Source organism: Streptomyces sp. NPDC018693 (assembly GCF_044391385.1).
Taxonomy (GTDB): domain Bacteria; phylum Actinomycetota; class Actinomycetes; order Streptomycetales; family Streptomycetaceae; genus Streptomyces.
The window spans coordinates 99857-119274 of sequence record NZ_JBIRZZ010000001.1; the positions used below are offsets into that span (position 1 = coordinate 99857).

At 70.4% G+C, this 19418-nt stretch carries 17 protein-coding genes; 10 read left to right on the forward strand and 7 right to left on the reverse strand.

Annotated elements, in window-relative coordinates; translation table 11 throughout:
- Nucleotides 1–54: 54 nt before the first annotated feature.
- Complete coding sequence (locus ACH5AC_RS00550) at nt 55–4338, reverse strand: LamG-like jellyroll fold domain-containing protein (RefSeq protein WP_398859298.1); 4284 nt, start codon at nt 4336–4338, stop codon at nt 55–57.
- Between the two features lie 167 nt (nt 4339–4505).
- On the opposite strand from ACH5AC_RS00550, the gene ACH5AC_RS00555 reads away from it, so the two are divergent.
- On the forward strand, nt 4506–5000 hold the full coding sequence (locus ACH5AC_RS00555) for a hypothetical protein (RefSeq protein WP_398859299.1): 495 nt from the start codon (nt 4506–4508) through the stop codon (nt 4998–5000).
- A gap of 70 nt (nt 5001–5070) precedes the next feature.
- On the opposite strand, the gene ACH5AC_RS00560 is transcribed toward ACH5AC_RS00555, so the two are convergent.
- On the reverse strand, nt 5071–6234 hold the full coding sequence (locus tag ACH5AC_RS00560) for a methyltransferase domain-containing protein (protein WP_398859300.1): 1164 nt from the start codon (nt 6232–6234) through the stop codon (nt 5071–5073).
- A gap of 90 nt (nt 6235–6324) precedes the next feature.
- Between ACH5AC_RS00560 and ACH5AC_RS00565 the strand changes: the two genes are divergently transcribed.
- The 4 genes from ACH5AC_RS00565 to groL all read left to right on the forward strand — a co-directional run bounded on the left by ACH5AC_RS00565 (nt 6325) and on the right by groL (nt 10162).
- Nucleotides 6325–7251: a polysaccharide deacetylase family protein gene (locus tag ACH5AC_RS00565; protein WP_398859301.1), complete on the forward strand. Its 927-nt coding sequence runs from the start codon at nt 6325–6327 to the stop codon at nt 7249–7251.
- Nucleotides 7248–7934, forward strand: a complete 687-nt coding sequence (locus ACH5AC_RS00570) for a polysaccharide deacetylase family protein (RefSeq protein ID WP_398859302.1) — start codon at nt 7248–7250, stop codon at nt 7932–7934. The genes ACH5AC_RS00565 and ACH5AC_RS00570 overlap by 4 nt, the downstream gene beginning before the upstream one ends.
- A 190-nt stretch (nt 7935–8124) precedes the next feature.
- Nucleotides 8125–8433 (forward strand): co-chaperone GroES, encoded by a 309-nt coding sequence (gene groES, locus ACH5AC_RS00575; RefSeq protein ID WP_039652762.1) that lies wholly within the window; start codon nt 8125–8127, stop codon nt 8431–8433.
- A gap of 103 nt (nt 8434–8536) precedes the next feature.
- Entirely contained in the window at nt 8537–10162 is a 1626-nt protein-coding gene (groL, locus tag ACH5AC_RS00580) for a chaperonin GroEL (RefSeq protein ID WP_398859303.1), read from the forward strand.
- Between the two features lie 58 nt (nt 10163–10220).
- Here the strand turns inward: groL and ACH5AC_RS00585 are convergent, their stop codons facing one another.
- From ACH5AC_RS00585 to ACH5AC_RS00595, 3 genes are all read right to left on the reverse strand, one after another.
- Nucleotides 10221–10913 carry an ester cyclase gene (locus ACH5AC_RS00585; RefSeq protein ID WP_398859304.1) on the reverse strand — a complete coding sequence of 231 codons (693 nt, stop codon included), beginning with the start codon at nt 10911–10913 and terminating at the stop codon, nt 10221–10223.
- 72 nt (nt 10914–10985) lie between these two features.
- Entirely contained in the window at nt 10986–11759 is a 774-nt protein-coding gene (locus ACH5AC_RS00590; protein ID WP_398859305.1) for an SDR family NAD(P)-dependent oxidoreductase, read from the reverse strand.
- Nucleotides 11760–11821: 62 nt separating this feature from the next.
- On the reverse strand, nt 11822–12490 hold the full coding sequence (locus ACH5AC_RS00595; protein WP_398859306.1) for an MOSC domain-containing protein: 669 nt from the start codon (nt 12488–12490) through the stop codon (nt 11822–11824).
- 81 nt (nt 12491–12571) lie between these two features.
- On the opposite strand from ACH5AC_RS00595, the gene ACH5AC_RS00600 reads away from it, so the two are divergent.
- Nucleotides 12572–13480 carry a LysR family transcriptional regulator gene (locus ACH5AC_RS00600; protein ID WP_398859307.1) on the forward strand — a complete coding sequence of 303 codons (909 nt, stop codon included), beginning with the start codon at nt 12572–12574 and terminating at the stop codon, nt 13478–13480.
- Between the two features lie 46 nt (nt 13481–13526).
- Here ACH5AC_RS00600 and ACH5AC_RS00605 read toward each other — a convergent pair whose 3' ends face one another.
- The gene (locus tag ACH5AC_RS00605; protein ID WP_398859308.1) at nt 13527–13859 is read right to left on the reverse strand and encodes a WhiB family transcriptional regulator; all 333 of its coding nucleotides are present in this window, start codon (nt 13857–13859) and stop codon (nt 13527–13529) included.
- Between the two features lie 379 nt (nt 13860–14238).
- On the opposite strand from ACH5AC_RS00605, the gene ACH5AC_RS00610 reads away from it, so the two are divergent.
- The 4 genes from ACH5AC_RS00610 (at nt 14239) to ACH5AC_RS00625 (ending at nt 18678) form a co-directional block, all read left to right on the forward strand.
- Nucleotides 14239–14850, forward strand: a complete 612-nt coding sequence (locus ACH5AC_RS00610; RefSeq protein ID WP_003948568.1) for a response regulator transcription factor — start codon at nt 14239–14241, stop codon at nt 14848–14850.
- Nucleotides 14851–15185: 335 nt separating this feature from the next.
- Complete coding sequence (locus tag ACH5AC_RS00615) at nt 15186–15776, forward strand: sigma-70 family RNA polymerase sigma factor (RefSeq protein ID WP_398859309.1); 591 nt, start codon at nt 15186–15188, stop codon at nt 15774–15776.
- 165 nt (nt 15777–15941) lie between these two features.
- Nucleotides 15942–17447 carry an IMP dehydrogenase gene (guaB, locus tag ACH5AC_RS00620; protein ID WP_398859310.1) on the forward strand — a complete coding sequence of 502 codons (1506 nt, stop codon included), beginning with the start codon at nt 15942–15944 and terminating at the stop codon, nt 17445–17447.
- Nucleotides 17448–17553: 106 nt separating this feature from the next.
- On the forward strand, nt 17554–18678 hold the full coding sequence (locus ACH5AC_RS00625; protein WP_398859311.1) for a GuaB3 family IMP dehydrogenase-related protein: 1125 nt from the start codon (nt 17554–17556) through the stop codon (nt 18676–18678).
- Between the two features lie 70 nt (nt 18679–18748).
- Here ACH5AC_RS00625 and ACH5AC_RS00630 read toward each other — a convergent pair whose 3' ends face one another.
- Entirely contained in the window at nt 18749–19339 is a 591-nt protein-coding gene (locus ACH5AC_RS00630) for a hypothetical protein (protein ID WP_398859312.1), read from the reverse strand.
- Between the last annotated feature and the right edge of the window lie 79 nt (nt 19340–19418).

Below are 19418 nucleotides of genomic sequence, written 5' to 3' on the forward strand. Positions count from 1 at the left end.
GCCCGTCCCCGGAGGGACGGGCCGGGAGTAAGGAAAAGAGCAGATGAAGGCCCGTCAGTCGACGCCCGGCACCTCGGTCGGCATGTCGATCCAGGTGGCGGCGAGTGTCTCGACCTGCTTGTCGCTCAGTGCGCCCTGGAAGGTCCAGACGTCGTCGACCAGGCCGGGGAAGTACTCGCCCCACGAGCCGCTGTTCTTGGCACGGCCGATCTGAAGGGACTTGGCCGCCTTGAAGGCAAGCGTGTTCTCCGCCCAGGAAACCCGGTCCGCGCACGCGTTCTCGTCGGTCTCGCCGTCGCCATTGTTGTCGCCGCAGGAGACCACCTGGAGGTTGCCGTTGACGTACAGACGGGCCTGCTTGGCGAAGCCGTCATAAACCACGGCGAGGTGGTTCCAGTCCCGCACGTCGAAGAACTCGGTGTTCTCGACGCGGACGACGGTGGCGTCCGAGCCGTCCTTGTCCGCGACCGTCAGCTCCCAGCGGCCGAGGCCCTCGGGCTCCGCGGTATCCGGGACGAACCGGACGGCGAAGGCGCTTTGTGTGGAGCCTTCGGCGCTGACCAGTGTCACTCCGTTCTTCGGCAGCGCGGCCGCCTGGGCCCAGGCGGTGACGGTGTAGCTGGCGCTCGTGTCGACCGGCACGGAGGTGGTGGACGCGTAGCCGCCGACGCCGTCCAGCTCCAGGCTGCCGGAGTCGATGAAGGCGGAGTCGGACTTCTTCGCGCCGCCGTTCAGGGTGAGCGCGCCGCCGCCGGCCACCGCGTTCGGGGTGGTGACGGGACCGCTTCCGGTGGTCTCCTCGAACGTCCAGCGGCTCTTGACCAGGGGCCGCCGCTGGAAGATCTGGCGGACCTCATCGTCGGCGACGGGCCGGTCGAAGAGCCGTACGTCGTCGATGCTTCCGGGGAAGTAGTCGACGTATTTGCCCGTCCAGATGGTCCGCCCGACCTGCAGGGGCCCTTGTGCCTCCCAGGTCCGGGGCGCCGCGTCGGTGCCCTGGAGCCGCCCGTTGACGTACAGGCGGATCTGCTTGGCGGTGGCGTCGTGGACGGCCACCAGGTGCGTCCACTCACCGGGCCGCGCGGGCTGTGTGCCCCGCACTACCTGCTCACTGATGTTGCCCGCCTGGACGTCCTCCAGCGAGGTGCGCACGCTCCAGGTGTTCGGCCCCGACTCGTACGACAGGTAGAACGGGCTGTAGTACGTGCCGCTCTGGCTGAGCACCGTACGGTTACCGGTCGTGACGCCTTCGGGGAGCTTCGCCCAGGCCGAGACCGTGTACGAGCCGGCCGTGTTGAGCACCGGCTGGCCAGTGGCCGCGTACCCGGATGTGCCGTTGAGAGTCAGGGCGTTGCCCGCGACCCCGGCGGCGCCCGCCGTGGCCCCGCTGTGCAGAGTCAGTGGCTGCTCGGTGGCCGCTCCAACGGTCTCGGAGTCCTTTGCCTCCTCGTCGAGCGGGAAGACCGCGCGGGCCGGGCGACCGCTGGTGAGGTCCTGGCCCTGCTGGAGTCGCGACGCCTCCGCTGCGCTGAGGGCCCGGTCGAAGATCCGCAGATCGTCGATGGTGCCGGGGAAGAACGACTTGCGGGTGCCGCTGTAGATGCCGGCGCCCAGTTGCAGGCCCCGGCGGGCCTCCCAGGGGGTGGAGTACGCGGTGAAGCCGGCGAGCTTGCCGTTCACGTACAGCCGCAACTGCTTGGCCTTGCCGTCGTACACGCCGACCAAGTGGGCCCATTCGCCCGCCTTGGCGTCTCCCGGCGACGCGGCCATGGCGACGGCGTGAGAGGCACCGGCCTTGTCGGAGGAGTACTGGTTGAACACCCACCGGTCGTAATACGAGGAGTAGTACAGCTCGAAGCCCGGCGAGTGGTTGCCCGGCTGGGCGGCGATGATCGCCGCGCTGTCCGGCATCCGGTCGAGGCGGGCCCAAGCCGCGACGGAGAAGCTCTCCGAGGTGTCGACCACGGTGAGGTCGGAGTCGGCGTACCCGGACGTGCCGTCGAAGTGGAGGGCGGTGCCCGTGCGGCCCTCGGCGCCGAGCGTGGCGCCGCCGTGCAGGCGCACGGTCCGCGGGGACGTCGTACCGGCGGCCGTGGTGGCACCGGCGGGCTCGTCGAGGCGCCAGGTGGCCCGCTCGGGCTGCCCGGACTTGACCCGGAACTGGTAGGTGCGTATCTCGGAGCCGTTGCCCGCCTGGTCGAACGCCTGCGCGGTGACGAAGTTCAGGCCCGGCTTGGCCGGCAGCAGGTTCACGGACTTGGCGGCGCCTCCGCTGGTGGTGATCTGGTGGGAGCCGGACGGGTCGGTGTTGAAGCCGTAGCGGTAGCGGACCACGTCGGACTCGGGCGAGTCGATCGAGAAGGTGCCGTACTGGCCGACCCCGTCGTGCCACGGGTCCTCCGGGTCCTCCGGGTCGGAGGCCGGGTACTGGCCCGAGGCGATGGCCGGTGCCTTGGGCACGCTGGTGTCGTAGACGAAGTAGCAGCCGGTCGCGTCGCCCGCGTGGGACCAGGGGGAGTGCTGGGCGCCGTCGTACGAACGGACGTACCAGCTGACTGTCTTGTTCTTCGGGACCGACGAAGGCAGGCTGATCGAGAAGCTGGAACCGGACTTCTTGTAGCCGGTCCGGGCGGGCTTCCAGCGGGCGATCATGCCCTTGCCGTCACCGGAGTCCCAGGACGCCTGGAACTCCACCGCGATATTGTCGTCGTCCGGGTCGGTGATGTTGTTCGCGTAGATCTTGCCGAGCGTGCGGACCCGGGGTGCGCTGGCGGGGACCTTGCAGGTGCCGCCGTACTCCATGGCGAGCTGCGACATCTTCACCTGGCGCGGCGGGCGGTTGTACTTCACCCGCAGGTACGCCTTGTCGGAGAACCGCTTCCAGCCATACCGGTCGCTCTCGCTGCCGGCGCGCAGCCCGAACGTCATCGTCGGCCACTTGCCGTTCGCGGCCTCCTGGACCGCCGCCTTCACATCGAACTCGGCGTCCTTGGCGGCGCAGCCCGTGAAGCCGTACGCGAACGAGCTGGACCGCAGTTGCTTGATCCAGAACCCGGAGGCGTTCTGCGAGTTCCACGTCGTCCGGTCCGAGATGTCCTTCGTCCGCCACAGTTCCACCTCGCGCTTCGAGCACGAGGCCGACCAGGTGTTGCGGACCACGAACTCGGCGGACAGGATCGTCTGTCCCGCGTACTTGGAGGTGGGCACCCGGTAGAAGAGCCGCTTGGTGTCGTGCGGGGCGCAGTAGTCCCAGTTGCAGAAGCCGAGGCCGGCGTCGGGCTTGCCGTTGAACTTCCACTGCGGGGATGACGCCCAGTACTTGGACGCCATCGTCCACGCGGTGGCGCGCGGCGTGTACCACTGGGGGTCGATGAACACCGGGTACTTGGTGTCCTTGCCCTTGAGCACGTCCGGGTCGGGCTTGAGTACCAGCTCGCGTCCGCCGGGCGGGAGCTCCACGCCGACGGGGGCGAGCTTGGCGGACTCGGTGGGGCCGGCGTCGGTGGGGCCGGTGGCCTTCGCCGAGAAGACGGCCGTACGGACCTGAGGTGCGCTGTTGCTGTTGCTCGTGTCGTTGCCGTCGCTGGAGTCCCACATCTGCGGCCTTGGCGCCTCGAACACCGCAGTGCCGGCGCCCTTGTCGACGGCGGCCAGGCTGCCGCCCTCGGTCTGTTCGATGTCCATGCCGTCGGCGGCGAGCCTGAGCCGCAGCTCGGCCAGGGTCGGACTGGCAGCGGCCGCCGCACTGTTGACGACGAGCAACTGCGTGAACCCGTCCTCCTGCGCGCCCATTCGCAGATCGACGTCCGGCAGGACGTCCCGGTACGTCGCCGTGGCGCCGTCCAGTTCGGGCGCGGGCAGCGCGCCGGGCCAGGACAACGCCAGCTCGCGGCCCGCCTTGGTCATCCGCACCAGCGGTGCGTCGGTGCCGCCGCCGGAGAACTCCAGCCCGACGGTGGCCACCTTCGGCGCGACCGTGCCGTTGCCGGTCGGCGCCAGGGCCGTGTCGATCGGCTTCCACTCACCGTCGACCCGGGCCCGTACGGGACGTAGGTACTCCCGTCTCTCCAGATCCCCGTCGGGTGTCACGAACACCTCGGCGCTTTCCCCGCGCATCGAGGTGATCTCCACGCTGCGGCCGGTTCGTACGGCCTGCTCCCGTGCCTCGTCCTCGGACAGCGTGGAATCCCCAGAGCTGGTCAGTGCTTTCTGGGTGTCCGGTGCCGCCGAAACGACGCCCGCCGTCGCGGTGGCGGGCAGCAGCCCGACCGCGAGCGCGGAACTGAGAGCGAGTGCGATGGTTCCCCCGACGCCGCGCATACGCGCATGCGTCTGCATCTTCACATTCCCCCGCATCATGAAAAGCTTATGAAGTTATTGTGGTCGTAGGGAACTTATCTCACTCCTACAACTTCAGTCCAGGAAGATCCGCCGTGCGAAAGCAGGCGAGCGGGGCCAGTCCAGGACGACGTCACGGTGTGGAAGGGTACGAAGCCGTGCATGCCATGGAGTTGGAAATCGGTCTGTACGACTGGTCCGCGCTCCCCTGCCGCAGGTGCAAGTCCGCGGATCACGTCCCCGGGGAACTGTTGCGGATGGCCCGTGCGCGGACGCGGGAGGAGGCCAGGCCGAGGGACATCGAGTTCCATGTGCTCCAGGAGATCTGGGCGACACCGACCGTGGTGCCCGTCGCCCGGGTGCTGATGGCCGCTCTGGCGGACCGGACCATCCCGGCGGCGGCTCAGAACCAGTTCCTGGACCTCCTCTGGTCGTTCGTCATCGTCGACGACGACGACCTCGCCGAGGCGTGCAAGGACGCGGTACGGGCCGGGACCTGGTCGCTGTACCAGGAGATCCTGTCCGGCGAGTCCAAAGGCAGCGCCCTGCTCGCCTACTGGCTGGTGAAGGAGGTCGAGACGGCTCCGGCGCGGGTGGAGCGGCTCCTTGAGGTGGCGCGGCACATGCTGCCTGAGGACCTCTGCGAGGACGACGAGGACTAGTCGGCCGACCAATGGGAAGCGGGGAACGGGCAGGACTCACGCCGAGAGGCGGGGTCCTGCCCGCTCTGTTTCATGCCGCGGGCCCGCCGATGAGCATGGTCGGCGCGCCCGCCACCCGAGTGAGGAACACCGTCGCCGAGTTCGGCCCCTGCGGCTTGACCTTCCTGCGCAGTTCCTCCGGCTCCACGGCCGAGCCGCGCTTCTTCACCGTCAGGACGCCGACCTCGCGCTCCCGCAGCAGGGCCTTCAGCTTCTTGACGTTGAAGGGGAGGTGGTCGGTGATCTCGTAGGGGGTGGCGTACGGGGTGGGCCGCAGCTCGTCGGCGGTGACGTAGGCGATGGTCGCGTCGATGAGCCCGCCGGCCAGCTGCTCGGCGACGTCGGCGACCAGGTGGGCGCGGATGACGGCGCCGTCCGGTTCGTAGAGGTAGCGGCCGAGGAGGCGGACCGGTGGGTCGGGCAGGCCGGCGCCGAGGAGGGTGTGCCGGCCGGGGAGGAGGGTGGCGCGTACGGCGCCGGGCTCCGTGCCGAACCACAGCACGGCCTCCTTCACGTCCCCGCCGTCGGAGATCCACTCGGCCTCGGCGTCGTCGGGGATCGCCTCGTGCGGGATGCCGGGGGCGATCTTGAGCGCCGCCCTGGGGGCCGTGCGGGCCGCGCCGATCGCCCAGGACAGGGGCGGGGAGTACGCCTCGGGGTCGAAGACACGGCCCCGGCCCCGGCGTCGGGCCGGGTCGACGAAGACGGCGTCGAAGCCGGCCGTGTCGACCTCCGTCACATCCGCCTCGCGGACCTCGATCAGGTCCCCGAGCCCGAGTTCCTCGGCGTTCGCCCGGGCCGTCGCCGCCGTCGCCGGGTCGCGGTCCACGGCGAGGACGCGGATCCCGGCCCGGGCGAGGGCGATCGCGTCCCCGCCGATCCCGCAGCACAGGTCGGCGACGGACCGCACGCCCAGCGCCTGGAAGCGCTCCGCCCGGTACGCCGCCACGCTCGCCCGCGTCGACTGCTCCACCCCGTTGGGCGTGAAGAACATGCGGTGCGCGTCCTCGGCGCCGAACTTCACCTCCGCCCGCTGCCGCAGCCGGGCCTGGCCGAGCGCCGCGGACACCAGGTCGGCGGGGTGGTCGCGGCGCAGCCGCGTGGCCACGGCCAGTTCGTCGGCGGGGCGTGTGCCGCGCACCTCGTCGAGGAGGGCACGGCCCTCGGGGGTCAGCAGGGAGGCGAGGTCGTTCACCGGCTCATTGTGGGCCAGTCGGTGGATGGTGCGCTTCCGGTGGCGGTGTCGGACCGGGGGAGAGGGGCGGGGCTGGGAGGATCCGGCGCCATGGGAGTCGTACGACAAAACGATAAAAAGCGGGCGTTGTCGGTGCGGCGGGCCGGGGTCGGTGTGCTCGCCCTGGTCGCCGTCGTGTCCGGCTGCGCGGAGGGCGACGGGGCCTCCGGCGCCCCTCCCGCCGCCGGGCAGCAGGCCGGGCCGGGGCAGCCGGGGCGCGCGCTCAGCGCGTACGCCGAACGGCTGAAAGCCGCGCACGCGCAGCGGGTCGCCGCGGCCAAGCGCTGGGGACTGAAGCGGGTCCCGCTCACGCCGCCGGCGCCGCCCCCGAAGAAGCCGCACATCACCACCCGCAAGGGCTTCGAGGTCGACGACCACGAGGAACTCGGCCTGCCGCCGGTCTTCACCACCGTCCCCACCAAGGACAAGGTCGTCTTCCTCACCATCGACGACGGCGCCGAGAAGGACCCGGCGTTCCTGCGGATGATGACCGAGCTGGACGTGCCGTACACCGCCTTCCTCTCCGACTACCTGGTCAAGGACGACTACGGCTACTTCGCGAAGATGCAGAAGGCCGGCGTCGTCCTCAACAACCACACGCTCCACCACCCCTACCTGCCCGCGCTGTCGTACAGCCGTCAGAAGCGTGAGATCTGCGGCATGCAGGACGTGATCGAGAAGCGCTACGGCACCCGGCCGGCCCTCTTCCGCCCGCCCTTCGGCAACTACAACCAGGACACCCTGCGGGCCGCGAAGACGTGCGGCGTGAAGTACGCCCCGCTGTGGAACGAGGAGGTCTTCGTCGACCGCTGGGAGTACCGCGAGTGGGACCGCGACCTCCACCCCGGCGACATCGTCCTCAGCCACTTCCGGGGCCGGGACCACTGGAAGGGCACCATGCCCGAGATGGTCCGCCGGTTCCTGGACATGGTCACGGCGAAGGGGTACGCCGTGGCCCGCCTGGAGGACTACCTGTGAGGGCCCGCGGGTTGGCCGCCCTCGTGCTGGCGGCGGCCGCCCTGACGGGCTGCGCCCGGCCGACGGACGTCCGCCCCCTGGCCGGCCCCCCGGCCTCCCCGGCCCTTCCGCCGGTCGTCGACCGCGTCCCCACCGACCACAAGGTCGTCTTCCTCACCTACGACGACGGCGCCGAACGCGACCCCCGCTTCATCGACATGGTCCGGCAACTGCGGCTCCCCGTCAGCATGTTCCTCACCGACAGCGTGGCCGGCCCCGGGTACGGCCACTTCGCCCGGCTGCGGTCCGTGGGCGCGACCCTGCAGAACCACACCCTCGACCACGCCGCCCTGCGCGGACTGCCGTACGCCGGCCAGCGCGCCGAGATCTGCGGCCAGCAGCACAAGCTCAGGTCCCGCTTCGGCGTCCGCCCCCGCCTCTTCCGCCCGCCCTACGGCGCCTACGACACCACCACCCTGCGCGCCGCCGCCGACTGCGGCATCGCGGCGGTGGTGCTCTGGCGCGCCTCGATGGGACCGGCCGACCTCAGCTTCACCCACGGCCCGCACCGGCTCCTGCCCGGCGACATCATCGCCGTGGACCCCGACGAGCTGGGCCCTGGCCTGCGGGAACGCACGACGCGACTGCTGCGGGAAGTGCGGGAGCGAGGGCTGCGGGTGGGGCGCCTGGAGGACTACCTGTAGCGCCGCGCCACCACGAATTAGCAGTCCGCTTGACCGAGTGCTAATCACGGTCATAGTCTCGGCTCTGGCACTCACCACTGGAGAGTGCCAACAACGCGACGGGCAGGTCCGGCACCCGCGACGACGGATCGACCTGGTCGCCACCTCAGACAGTTAACCCCGTGAGATCTCCGAAGGGGGAGGTCGGATCGTGACGACCGCCAGCTCCAAGGTTGCCATCAAGCCGCTTGAGGACCGCATCGTGGTCCAGCCGCTCGACGCCGAGCAGACCACGGCCTCTGGCCTGGTCATCCCGGACACCGCGAAGGAGAAGCCCCAGGAGGGCGCCGTCCTCGCCGTGGGCCCGGGCCGCTTCGAGAACGGCGAGCGTCTGCCGCTCGACGTCAAGGTCGGCGACGTCGTCCTCTACAGCAAGTACGGCGGCACCGAGGTGAAGTACAACGGCGAGGAGTACCTCGTCCTCTCGGCTCGCGACGTGCTCGCGATCATCGAGAAGTAATTCACCCAGCTTTTCCTGATCTGCGCCCCTGGTCCCCGCTGATGCCGGGCGGCGAGGGGCGCATTTCGTTAACCGAGTTTTCCGAGAGGGCTGAACCGCTCCCATGGCGAAGATCCTGAAGTTCGACGAGGACGCCCGTCGCGCCCTCGAGCGCGGCGTCAACAAGCTGGCCGACACGGTCAAGGTGACGATCGGCCCCAAGGGTCGCAACGTCGTCATCGACAAGAAGTTCGGCGCCCCGACCATCACCAACGACGGCGTGACCATCGCCCGTGAGGTGGAGATCGAGGACCCGTACGAGAACCTCGGCGCCCAGCTCGTGAAGGAGGTGGCGACCAAGACCAACGACATCGCGGGTGACGGTACGACCACCGCCACGGTGCTCGCCCAGGCGCTCGTCCGCGAGGGTCTGAAGAACGTCGCCGCCGGCGCCTCCCCGGCCGCCCTGAAGAAGGGCATCGACGCGGCCGTCGCCGCCGTCTCCGAGGACCTCCTCGCCTCGGCCCGCCCGATCGAGGAGAAGTCCGACATCGCCGCCGTGGCCGCGCTGTCCGCCCAGGACCAGCAGGTCGGCGAGCTGATCGCCGAGGCGATGGACAAGGTCGGCAAGGACGGTGTCATCACCGTCGAGGAGTCCAACACCTTCGGTCTGGAGCTGGACTTCACCGAGGGCATGGCCTTCGACAAGGGCTACCTGTCGCCGTACTTCGTGACGGACCAGGAGCGCATGGAGGCCGTCCTGGAGGACCCGTACATCCTCATCAACCAGGGCAAGATCTCCTCCATCGCCGACCTGCTGCCCCTGCTGGAGAAGGTCATCCAGACCAACTCCTCCAAGCCGCTGCTGATCATCGCCGAGGACGTCGAGGGCGAGGCCCTGTCGACCCTCGTCGTCAACAAGATCCGCGGCACCTTCAACGCGGTCGCCGTGAAGGCCCCGGGCTTCGGTGACCGCCGCAAGGCGATGCTGCAGGACATGGCGATCCTCACCGGCGCCACGGTCATCTCCGAGGAGGTCGGCCTCAAGCTCGACCAGGTCGGCATCGACGTGCTCGGCTCCGCCCGCCGCGTCACCGTCACCAAGGACGACACCACGATCGTCGACGGCGCCGGCAAGTCCGAGGACGTCCACGGCCGCGTCGCCCAGATCAAGGCCGAGATCGAGAACACCGACTCCGACTGGGACCGCGAGAAGCTCCAGGAGCGCCTCGCGAAGCTGGCCGGCGGCGTGTGCGTGATCAAGGTCGGCGCCGCCACCGAGGTGGAGCTGAAGGAGAAGAAGCACCGTCTGGAGGACGCCATCTCCGCGACCCGCGCCGCGGTCGAGGAGGGCATCGTCTCCGGTGGTGGCTCCGCTCTGGTCCACGCCGTGAAGGTCCTGGAGGGCAACCTCGACAAGACCGGCGACGAGGCCACCGGTGTCGCCGTGGTCCGCAAGGCCGCCGTCGAGCCGCTGCGCTGGATCGCGGAGAACGCCGGCCTGGAGGGCTACGTCATCGTCTCCAAGGTCGCCGAGCTGGAGAAGGGCAACGGCTACAACGCCGCCACCGGCGAGTACGGCGACCTGGTCAAGGCCGGCGTCATCGACCCGGTCAAGGTCACCCGCTCCGCCCTGGAGAACGCCGCCTCCATCGCCTCCCTCCTGCTGACGACCGAGACCCTGGTCGTCGAGAAGAAGGAAGAGGAGGAGCCGGCCGCCGCGGGTCACTCCCACGGCCACGCCCACTGACGTACGTCAGCGTCGAGGCACGGCACCCGCGAGGTGCCGGGCCTCGCCCGTACCCGGGCTACTCGCCGAGCACCCCCAACTGCTCCATCAGCCCCGCCCGGTCGTACTGCCACCAGCCCTCGCAGATCTTCCCGTCCCGGAAGCGCTGCCAGGTCGTGCCGGTCATGGTGACGTCCTGGCCGGTCGGAGGGATGCCGAGGAAGTCGCCGTGGTGGCGGGCGCTCCACGCCCAGCGGGTGCACACCCGGTCCCCCTGAGCCATCTGGTCGTCGACGCGGAACGCGAAGTCGAACGCCTCACGCCAGCCGGCGTACTGCTCACGCAGCCCGTCGAGACCCCGCACCGGCTCCGGGTAGGACGGGTCGTGGTCCACGTAGTCGTCCGTGCAGTGGTCGGCCAGCGCCTCCGGCTCCATCCGCCCCATGGCCTGGAAGAACGCCCGCGCGGCCAGCGTGTTCAGCTGCTCGTCCCGTACGACGTCCAGATCCGTGAAGGTCGGCGTCTCGTCGCACAGGGCGACCATCTCCTGGAAGATCCGGTCGGTCTCCGGCAGCCGCGAGTTCCGCATCGCCTCCTCGTACGACGGAAACTCCACGATCTCGACGAAGTGCGACGCGTCGGACCGGTCCTTGCCGATGATGTCGTGCGTCGCCGTCCGCTTGCCCCGGGTCTGCTCGACCCACCTGTCCATCAGCCGGTTCATCTCGTCGAACCGGTTGGTCCTGCAGTCGATGAGCTGTACGAAGGTCATGGTGCCGCCTCCGGTCCCCCCGGTTCCGGTACCGTCACGCCCATTTTCCCACCGGGCCGTGGCATCACCCGCTCACCGCGGGCCGTACTTGCGCCCCGCCCGCGAGCTCACCCCGCCCAGCACCCCCCGCGGCACCAGCTTCGCCGCGCCCATCAGCGCCTTGTAGCGCGGGTCCGGGACCGACAGCGACTTTCCGCGCGCCAGGTCCTCCAGCGCCGCCGCGACCAGCTTGTCCGCGTCCAGCCACATCCAGCCGGGAATGTTGTCGGTTCCCATGCCGGCCCGCTGGTGGAACTCGGTGCGCACGAAACCGGGGCACAGCGCCATCAGCCGTACGCCACTGCCCGCCAGGTCCCGCGCCGCGCCCTGCGTGAACTGCACGACCCACGCCTTGGACGCCCCGTACGTCCCGCGCGGCAGGAACGCTGCCACCGACGCCACATTGATCACACCGCCGCGGCCGCGCCCCTGCATCGCCTCGGCCGCGGCCGACGTCAGCCGCAGCACCGCCTCGCAGTGCACCTTGAGCATCCGCAGCTCATCGGTCATCGGTACGTCGAGATAGCGGCCCTTGTTGCCGAAGCCCGCGTTGTTGATCAGCAGGTCGACGGGGTTGCGGCGGTCGCGGAGCCGGTCCGCGACCGCCTCGATGCCCTCGTCGGTCGCGAGGTCGGCGGTCCGTACCTCCGCCTCGATGCCGTGCCGGTCGTGCAGTTCGGTCGCCTGCCGCCGCAGCCGCTCGGTGTCCCGCGCGACGAGCACCAGATCGTGCCCGTCCGCCGCGAGGCGCCGCGCGAACGCGGCACCGATACCCGCCGTCGATCCCGTAATGAGAGCCGTTGTCATGGCTGAAGAGTAGTGACTCGTGCCAGACCCGCCGGAAGCACGCACTCCCTTCTGACGGGGGCTCAGCCGGCGTGTTTCTCGACGTACGCGCGGGCCGCCGCCAGCGACTCCGGGTGCAGCGCCTCGCCCGCCGCCAACAGCCGTGGCAGCAGGGTCCGTTCGGTGGTGGAGGCGCGGAACTGGAGCGAGACCGTCACCTCGTGGTCGGGCCGGTGCACGATCTCGATCGCGTCGCCCGCCCGGATCTCACCGGGCCGGATCACCCGCAGATACGCGCCCGGCGCACCCTTGGCGGTGAACCGCTTCACCCACCGCTCCTCACCCAGATGGCCCTGGAAGACGGAGCAGGGTACGCGGCCGGACGTCACCTCCAGCACCACCTCGGGCCCGATCCGCCAGCGCTCGCCGATCAGCGCGCCCGAGACGTCCAGGCCCTCGGTGGTGAGGTTCTCGCCGAACACGCCGTTCGGCAGGGTCCGGCCCAGCTCGCGCTCCCAGGCGTCGAGCTCCTCGCGGGACATCGCGTAGACGGCCTGGTCGTCGCCGCCGTGGTGCTGTCTCTTGCAGACCGCGTCCCCGGCCAGCCCGCTCCCGCCGACGCCCTTCGGCCCGGGCGCCGCCACCTGCACCGGCCCCCGCACCGGCCGCTTGTCGATCCCGGTCAGACCCTCGGGATTGTCCGTGTACGGCACGGCCTTCGGCCGGCCCACGTTGACGGAGAGAAGCTTCATGGACGTCACCGTAAGCGACCTTACGTCAAAGGGCCGACGCATTATTCGCCACCGTACCCAAGCTCCCCTTATGCTCAGAGGGTGATCGAGGCCCGACATCTCCGCGTGCTGCGCGCCGTCGCCGCCACCGGCTCCTTCTCGGCGGCGGGGCGGGAGCTGGGCTGCACCCAGCCCGCCGTCAGCCAGCAGATGAAGGCCCTGGAGTCGTCCGTTGGCACCCCGCTGCTGGTGCGCAGCGGCCGTGAGATGCGGCTGACCCAGGCGGGCGAGGCGCTCGTCCGGCATGCCACGGGCATCCTCGCCGGGCTGACGGCCGCCGAGGAGGAGGTCGCCGCGATCGCCGGGCTGCGGGCCGGCCGGGTGCGGCTGGTGTCCTTCCCCAGCGGCAGCTCCACCCTGGTCCCCACGGCCCTGGCCGCGCTGCGCGCCGCCCACCCCGGCACCCGGGTCTCGCTGGAGGAGGCCGAGCCGCCCGAGTCGGTCGACAAGCTGCGCGCCGGCGACTGTGACCTCGCGCTCGCCTTCCGCTACGGGGGCGGTGCGGGCGCCCCGGGTGAGTGGGAGGACCTCGTCGTACGACCGCTGCTGACGGACCGTCTGGTCGGGCTCGTGCCCGAGCGGCACCGGCTCGCCCGCGCGGACTCCGTGGCCATCGGCGACCTGGCCGACGAGCCGTGGATCGCGGGCTGCCCGCGCTGTCGTGGGCAGTTGGTGGACGTGTGCGAGAGCGCCGGCTTCACGCCCCGTATCGACTTCGCCACCGACGACTATCCGGCGGTCGTCGGCCTCGTGGGCGCGGGTCTCGGCGTGGCCGTGCTGCCCCAGCTCGCGGTGGCGTCGGTACGGCCCAGAGGCGCGCGGACGGTGACGCTGGAGCCGGCGGTGCGCCGGGAGATCGTCGCGCTCACGCTGCCCGACCTGGCCCAGGTGCCGGCGGTGGCGGCGACGCTGGACGAGCTGCAGAGGGCGGCCGGCGCTCTGGGGCAGTGAAAACGGAGGGCGCCGGGTGTGCGCCCTCCGTTGGGGAAACGTTCCTTCAGTTGTTCGACGCGGCGTCTCTGCCACCGGCCGCCGTCGCTGTCACGAGGCGGTTGCGTGCCCGCCCCATGAGTTCCTCGCGCTCGTCCTCGGTCAACCCGCCCCACACGCCGTACGGCTCGCGGACCGTCAGTGCGTGTGCCGCGCACTGCGCGCGGACGGGGCACCTCATGCAGACCTCCTTGGCCGAGTTCTCGCGAGCGCTCCGTGCCGCCCCGCGCTCGCCCTCCGGATGGAAGAAGAGCGAGCTGTCCACCCCGCGGCAGGCAGCCAGCAGCTGCCAGTCCCACAGGTCCGCGTTCGGTCCGGGAAGGCGGGAGAAATCTGCCATTGCGTGACCCCTTGCAGCCGTTCTGAGCGGATACGGTGCCCACGACCGTACAACTACGATCTAAGGAGATGAAAATATGACTCATTGCGAATCTAGCCTCAGACACCAGGAAAGGGGAAGAAATAGGGCTGAACGGGGCATGGGTTGTGATGAAAGCTTGAGGGTCCGCTGCGCCTGTCGGCCCCGTGTCCGCGTCCTCACGTAGAGTGCCGAAGACTGCATGCAACCCCGTAACTCTTTCGAGTGACCGTCGTTGAGAGTGCGAGGCGGTTGAAAACACAAACGCTCGGGCAGGTGTCCGAGACGGTCGACCGCACAGGTGACGATTCGTACCAGCCTGGAGGCACAAGGTGACGCGCATCAGCTGCGGAGGACGGTCATGACTTCCGTCCTCGTCTGTGACGACTCCCCGCTTGCCCGAGAGGCGCTGCGCCGCGCGGTCGCGACCGTGCCCGGCGTCGAGCGCGTGACGACGGCGGCCAACGGCGAGGAAGTCCTCCGCCGCTGGGGCGCCGACCGCTCCGACCTCATCCTGATGGACGTGCGCATGCCCGGACTGGGCGGCGTCGAGACCGTACGGCGGCTGCTGTCCGCAGACCCTGGTGCGCGGATCATCATGCTGACCGTCGCGGAGGACCTCGACGGCGTGGCGCTCGCCGTGGCCGCCGGTGCCCGCGGCTACCTCCACAAGGACGCCTCCCGCGCCGAGTTGCGGGCGACCGTCACCCAGGCCCTCGCCGACCCGACCTGGCGACTGGCCCCGCGCCGGCTCCGCTCGGCCGAGATGGGCGCGGCACCGACGCTCACCGCGCGTGAGATCCAGGTCCTGGAAGGCATGAGCCATGGCCGCTCCAACGCGGAGATCGGCCGCGAACTGTTCCTCTCCGAGGACACCGTCAAGACCCACGCACGACGTCTGTTCAAGAAGCTCGGCGCGTCCGACCGGGCCCACGCGGTGGCGCTGGGCTTCCGGTGGGGGTTGGTGCGGTAACGCTCCCCTGGTGCCTTGTTCGCTGCCGGAAGCGGGTGGTCCTGTGGTCACGCGTCCGCGGGCCGAAGGTGGCTGGTCACGCCCCGCGGCGGAGCCGCACGTCGACACCGCCCCGCGCCCCTTTCGGGGCGCGGTGTGAGCCGCCCCTCGGAGGCACGGTGCTCGTTTCGGCGCGGATGCCGCATCCTTGAGGTGTGGAGTTCCTCGGGGACGAGTCGGTCGAGCGGGAGGGGAGGGCGCAGGGTATGAGTTCCGGCGCACCTGCTCATAACGCTTCGGTGCACAACGACGAGCGCGGTGCCGCGCGCCGCGCGGCAGCAGGGCACCATGGACCGATGCGCGACGACGAGGCGGCGAATCCTGCCCAGGGGGCGATCGGCGGCCTCGTGCTTCGCGCCGTCGACGGCGACGAGCAGGCCACCCACGACCTGCTCGCCCATGTCCACCCCCTGGCGCTGCGCTACTGCCGCACCCGGCTGTCCCGGCTCCCCGGCGACGCCCGCCACTTCGTCGAGGACCTCGCCCAGGAGGTCTGCGTCGCCGTCCTCCTCGCCCTGCCGCGCTACAAGGACACCGGCCGCCCCTTCGAGGCGTTCGTCTTCGCCATCGCCGCGCACAAGGTCGCCGATCTCCAGCGGGCCGCGATGCGCGGTCCCGGCTCCACGGCGGTCCCGTCGGACGAGATGCCCGAGCGGCCCGACGACTCGCTCGGCCCCGAGGAGCGCGCCCTGCTCAGCAGCGACGCCGAGTGGGCGAAGAAGCTGCTGGCCAACCTCCCGGAGAACCAGCGCGAACTGCTCCTGCTGCGGATCGCGGTGGGCCTGACGGCCGAGGAGACGGGCCAGATGTTGGGAATGTCACCCGGGGCGGTCCGGGTGGCGCAGCACCGGGCGCTGAGCAGACTGCGGGCGCTGGCGGAGCAGTAGGAACGCAGGAACAGCACGGTGAACGGCGCCTTGGTTGAACAGGCGACCAGCTGTTTCCGTACGAACATACGAAGCCGAGAGCGGTCCACAGCCGTGGAATGAGACGGGCCCATCTCCCGTTAGCATGGACATCCGCACCGATCAAGGCCATTTGGGGAAGGTGTCATGACTGCCAACGTCGACGGAGTGCCCGACAAATTCGCGACGCTCGGGCTGACCTACGACGACGTGCTGCTGCTGCCGGGCCCGTCGGACATGGCACCCGACGAGATCGACACCGCCTCGTACGTCTCCAAGAACGTGCGGGTCAACATCCCGCTCCTGTCCGCCGCCATGGACAAGGTCACCGAGTCGCGCATGGCGATCGCGATGGCCCGCCAGGGCGGCGTCGGCGTACTGCACCGCAATCTGTCCATCGAGGACCAGGCCAACCAGGTCGACCTGGTCAAGCGCTCCGAGTCCGGCATGGTGACCGACCCGATCACCATCCACCCGGACGCCACGCTCGCCGAGGCCGACGCGCTGTGCGGCCGGTTCCGCATCAGCGGTGTGCCGGTCACCGACGGCGACAAGAAGCTGCTCGGCATCGTCACCAACCGCGACATGGCCTTCGAGTCGGACCGCTCACGCCGGGTGCGTGAGGTCATGACGCCGATGCCGCTGGTCACCGGCAAGGTGGGCATCTCCGGCGTCGAGGCCATGGAGCTGCTGCGCAAGCACAAGATCGAGAAGCTGCCGTTGGTCGACGACGAGGGCGTCCTCAAGGGCCTGATCACCGTCAAGGACTTCGTCAAGGCGGAGAAGTACCCGAACGCCGCGAAGGACGCCGAGGGCCGTCTCATCGTCGGCGCCGCGGTCGGTGTCGCCGGTGACGCCTTCGAGCGCGCCCAGGCACTGATCGAGGTCGGCGTCGACTTCATCGTCGTGGACACCGCGCACGGCCACTCCCGCCTGGTCGGCGACATGATCGCCAAGATCAAGTCCAACTCGGCCGGCGTCGACGTCATCGGCGGCAACGTCGCCACCCGCGACGGCGCCCAGGCTCTCGTCGACGCGGGCGCCGACGGCATCAAGGTCGGTGTCGGCCCCGGCTCCATCTGCACCACCCGCGTGGTAGCCGGCGTCGGCGTCCCGCAGGTCACCGCCATCTACGAGGCCGCGCTCGCCGCGAAGGCGGCCGGTGTCCCGGTCATCGGCGACGGCGGCCTGCAGTACTCCGGCGACATCGCCAAGGCCCTCGTCGCGGGCGCCGACACGGTGATGCTGGGCTCGCTGCTCGCGGGCTGCGAGGAGTCGCCGGGCGAGCTGATGTTCATCAACGGCAAGCAGTTCAAGTCGTACCGCGGCATGGGCTCGCTGGGCGCCATGCAGACCCGCGGCGACCGCAAGTCGTTCTCCAAGGACCGCTACTTCCAGGAGGGCGTCGCCTCCGACGAGCAGCTGATCCCCGAGGGCATCGAGGGCCAGGTGCCCTACCGCGGCCCGCTGTCCTCCGTCGTGCACCAGTTGGTCGGCGGCCTGCGCCAGTCGATGTTCTACGTCGGCGGCAGGACGGTCCCCGACCTCCAGGCGAACGGCCGCTTCGTCCGTATCACCTCGGCGGGTCTGAAGGAGTCCCACCCGCACGACATCCAGATGACGGTCGAGGCACCGAACTACAGCCGTAAGTAGTCGCCAGGCCACACCAGGGCGGTCCCGGATGCTCCGGGGCCGCCCTTGTCGTGCCCGTCGGCGATACTGGAAGACGCTGAAACGCATCAGGGAAAGGCCACACATCGTGACTGAGATCGAGATCGGGCGCGGCAAGCGCGGCCGCCGGGCGTACGCGTTCGATGACATCGCCGTCGTGCCGAGCCGCCGTACGCGGGACCCGAAGGAGGTCTCGATCGCCTGGCAGATCGACGCCTACCGCTTCGAGCTGCCCTTCCTGGCCGCCCCCATGGACTCGGTCGTCTCCCCGGCCACCGCGATCCGCATCGGCGAGCTCGGCGGCCTCGGCGTGCTCAACCTCGAAGGTCTGTGGACACGGTACGAGGACCCGCAGCCGCTGCTGGACGAGATCGCCGGGCTGCCCGCCGAGACGGCCACCCGGCGCCTGCAGGAGATCTACGCCGCGCCGATCAAGGAGGAGCTGATCGGGCAGCGCATCAAGGAGGTGCGCGACTCGGGCGTGGTCACCGCCGCCGCGCTCTCCCCGCAGCGCACGGCCCAGTTCTCCAAGGCCGTCGTGGACGCGGGCGTGGACATCTTCGTCATCCGCGGTACGACGGTGTCGGCGGAACACGTCTCCGGCTCGCACGAGCCGCTGAACCTGAAGCAGTTCATCTACGAACTCGACGTCCCGGTGATCGTCGGCGGCTGCGCCACCTACACGGCGGCGCTGCACCTGATGCGCACCGGTGCCGCGGGCGTGCTCGTCGGCTTCGGCGGCGGCGCCGCGCACACCACGCGCAGTGTGCTGGGCATCCAGGTGCCGATGGCGACGGCGGTCGCGGACGTGGCGGCGGCACGGCGGGACTACATGGACGAGTCCGGCGGCCGGTATGTGCACGTCATCGCGGACGGCGGGGTCGGCTGGTCCGGCGACCTGCCCAAGGCGATCGCCTGCGGCGCCGACGCCGTGATGATGGGCTCCCCGCTGGCCCGCGCGACCGACGCGCCGGGCCGGGGCCACCACTGGGGCATGGAGGCCGTCAACGAGGAGCTGCCGCGCGGCAAGAAGGTCGACCTGGGCACGGTCGGCACCATCGAGGAGGTGCTGACGGGGCCGTCGCACACCCCCGACGGCTCGATGAACTTCTTCGGCGCGCTGCGGCGGGCCATGGCGACCACCGGCTACAGCGAGCTGAAGGAGTTCCAGCGCGTCGAGGTCACGGTCGCGGACTCGCAGCACCGGCACTGACGCCCCGAGGACGGCGAAGGGGCCGGTCACCCGGGGTGGGTGACCGGCCCCTCGTGCTGTGCGGCGGCGCTTACGCGGCGGCCTTCTTCGCGCCGGAGAACGACGCGATGGCGGCGAGCGCGAAGAACAGGAAGGTCATCCCGTCGGAGTCTTCCTTCCAGACCTCGTGCACATCGCTGAAGTGCTGGAAGAACACCTCGGTGAAGCCGAGGTCGAACTCCTTGGTGACGAGGACGGCCACGCCGACCATCTGGCCGATGTAGACCGCGCCCAGAGCCAGCACGGCGCCGATCACTGCGAGGGCGGGGTTGCGGCCGCCGACCTTTCCGGCCACCAGGCCGATGGCGAAGCCGACGCCGATGGCCGCCCAGCCGATCTCGCGCTCGGTGGCGCCGATGATGGCGCCGTAGACACCGGCGACGACCAGGGCGGTGCCGAGGGCGGCCACCAGGCCGAGGCCGATGTTGTTGCGCACCGGGGCGGGCGGCGGCGGTACGGCGCCCGGCTGCTGGGCGAACGGGTTGCCCGGCGTGGGGTGCGGGGCGTAGGGAGCGCCGGGGGCGGGCTGCTGGGGGTACGGGGCGGCGGCCGGGGGCTGCTGCTGGGCGTACGGGTTGCCCTCGGTGGGCTGGTGCGGCGGCGGCGGAGTTGGTTGGGTCATGACAGCTGGTTCCCCCCACGGGACCGGAGACGACTGAGCGGTGGATTCCGCGCACGACTGTGCGAAGAGTCGCCGCAGA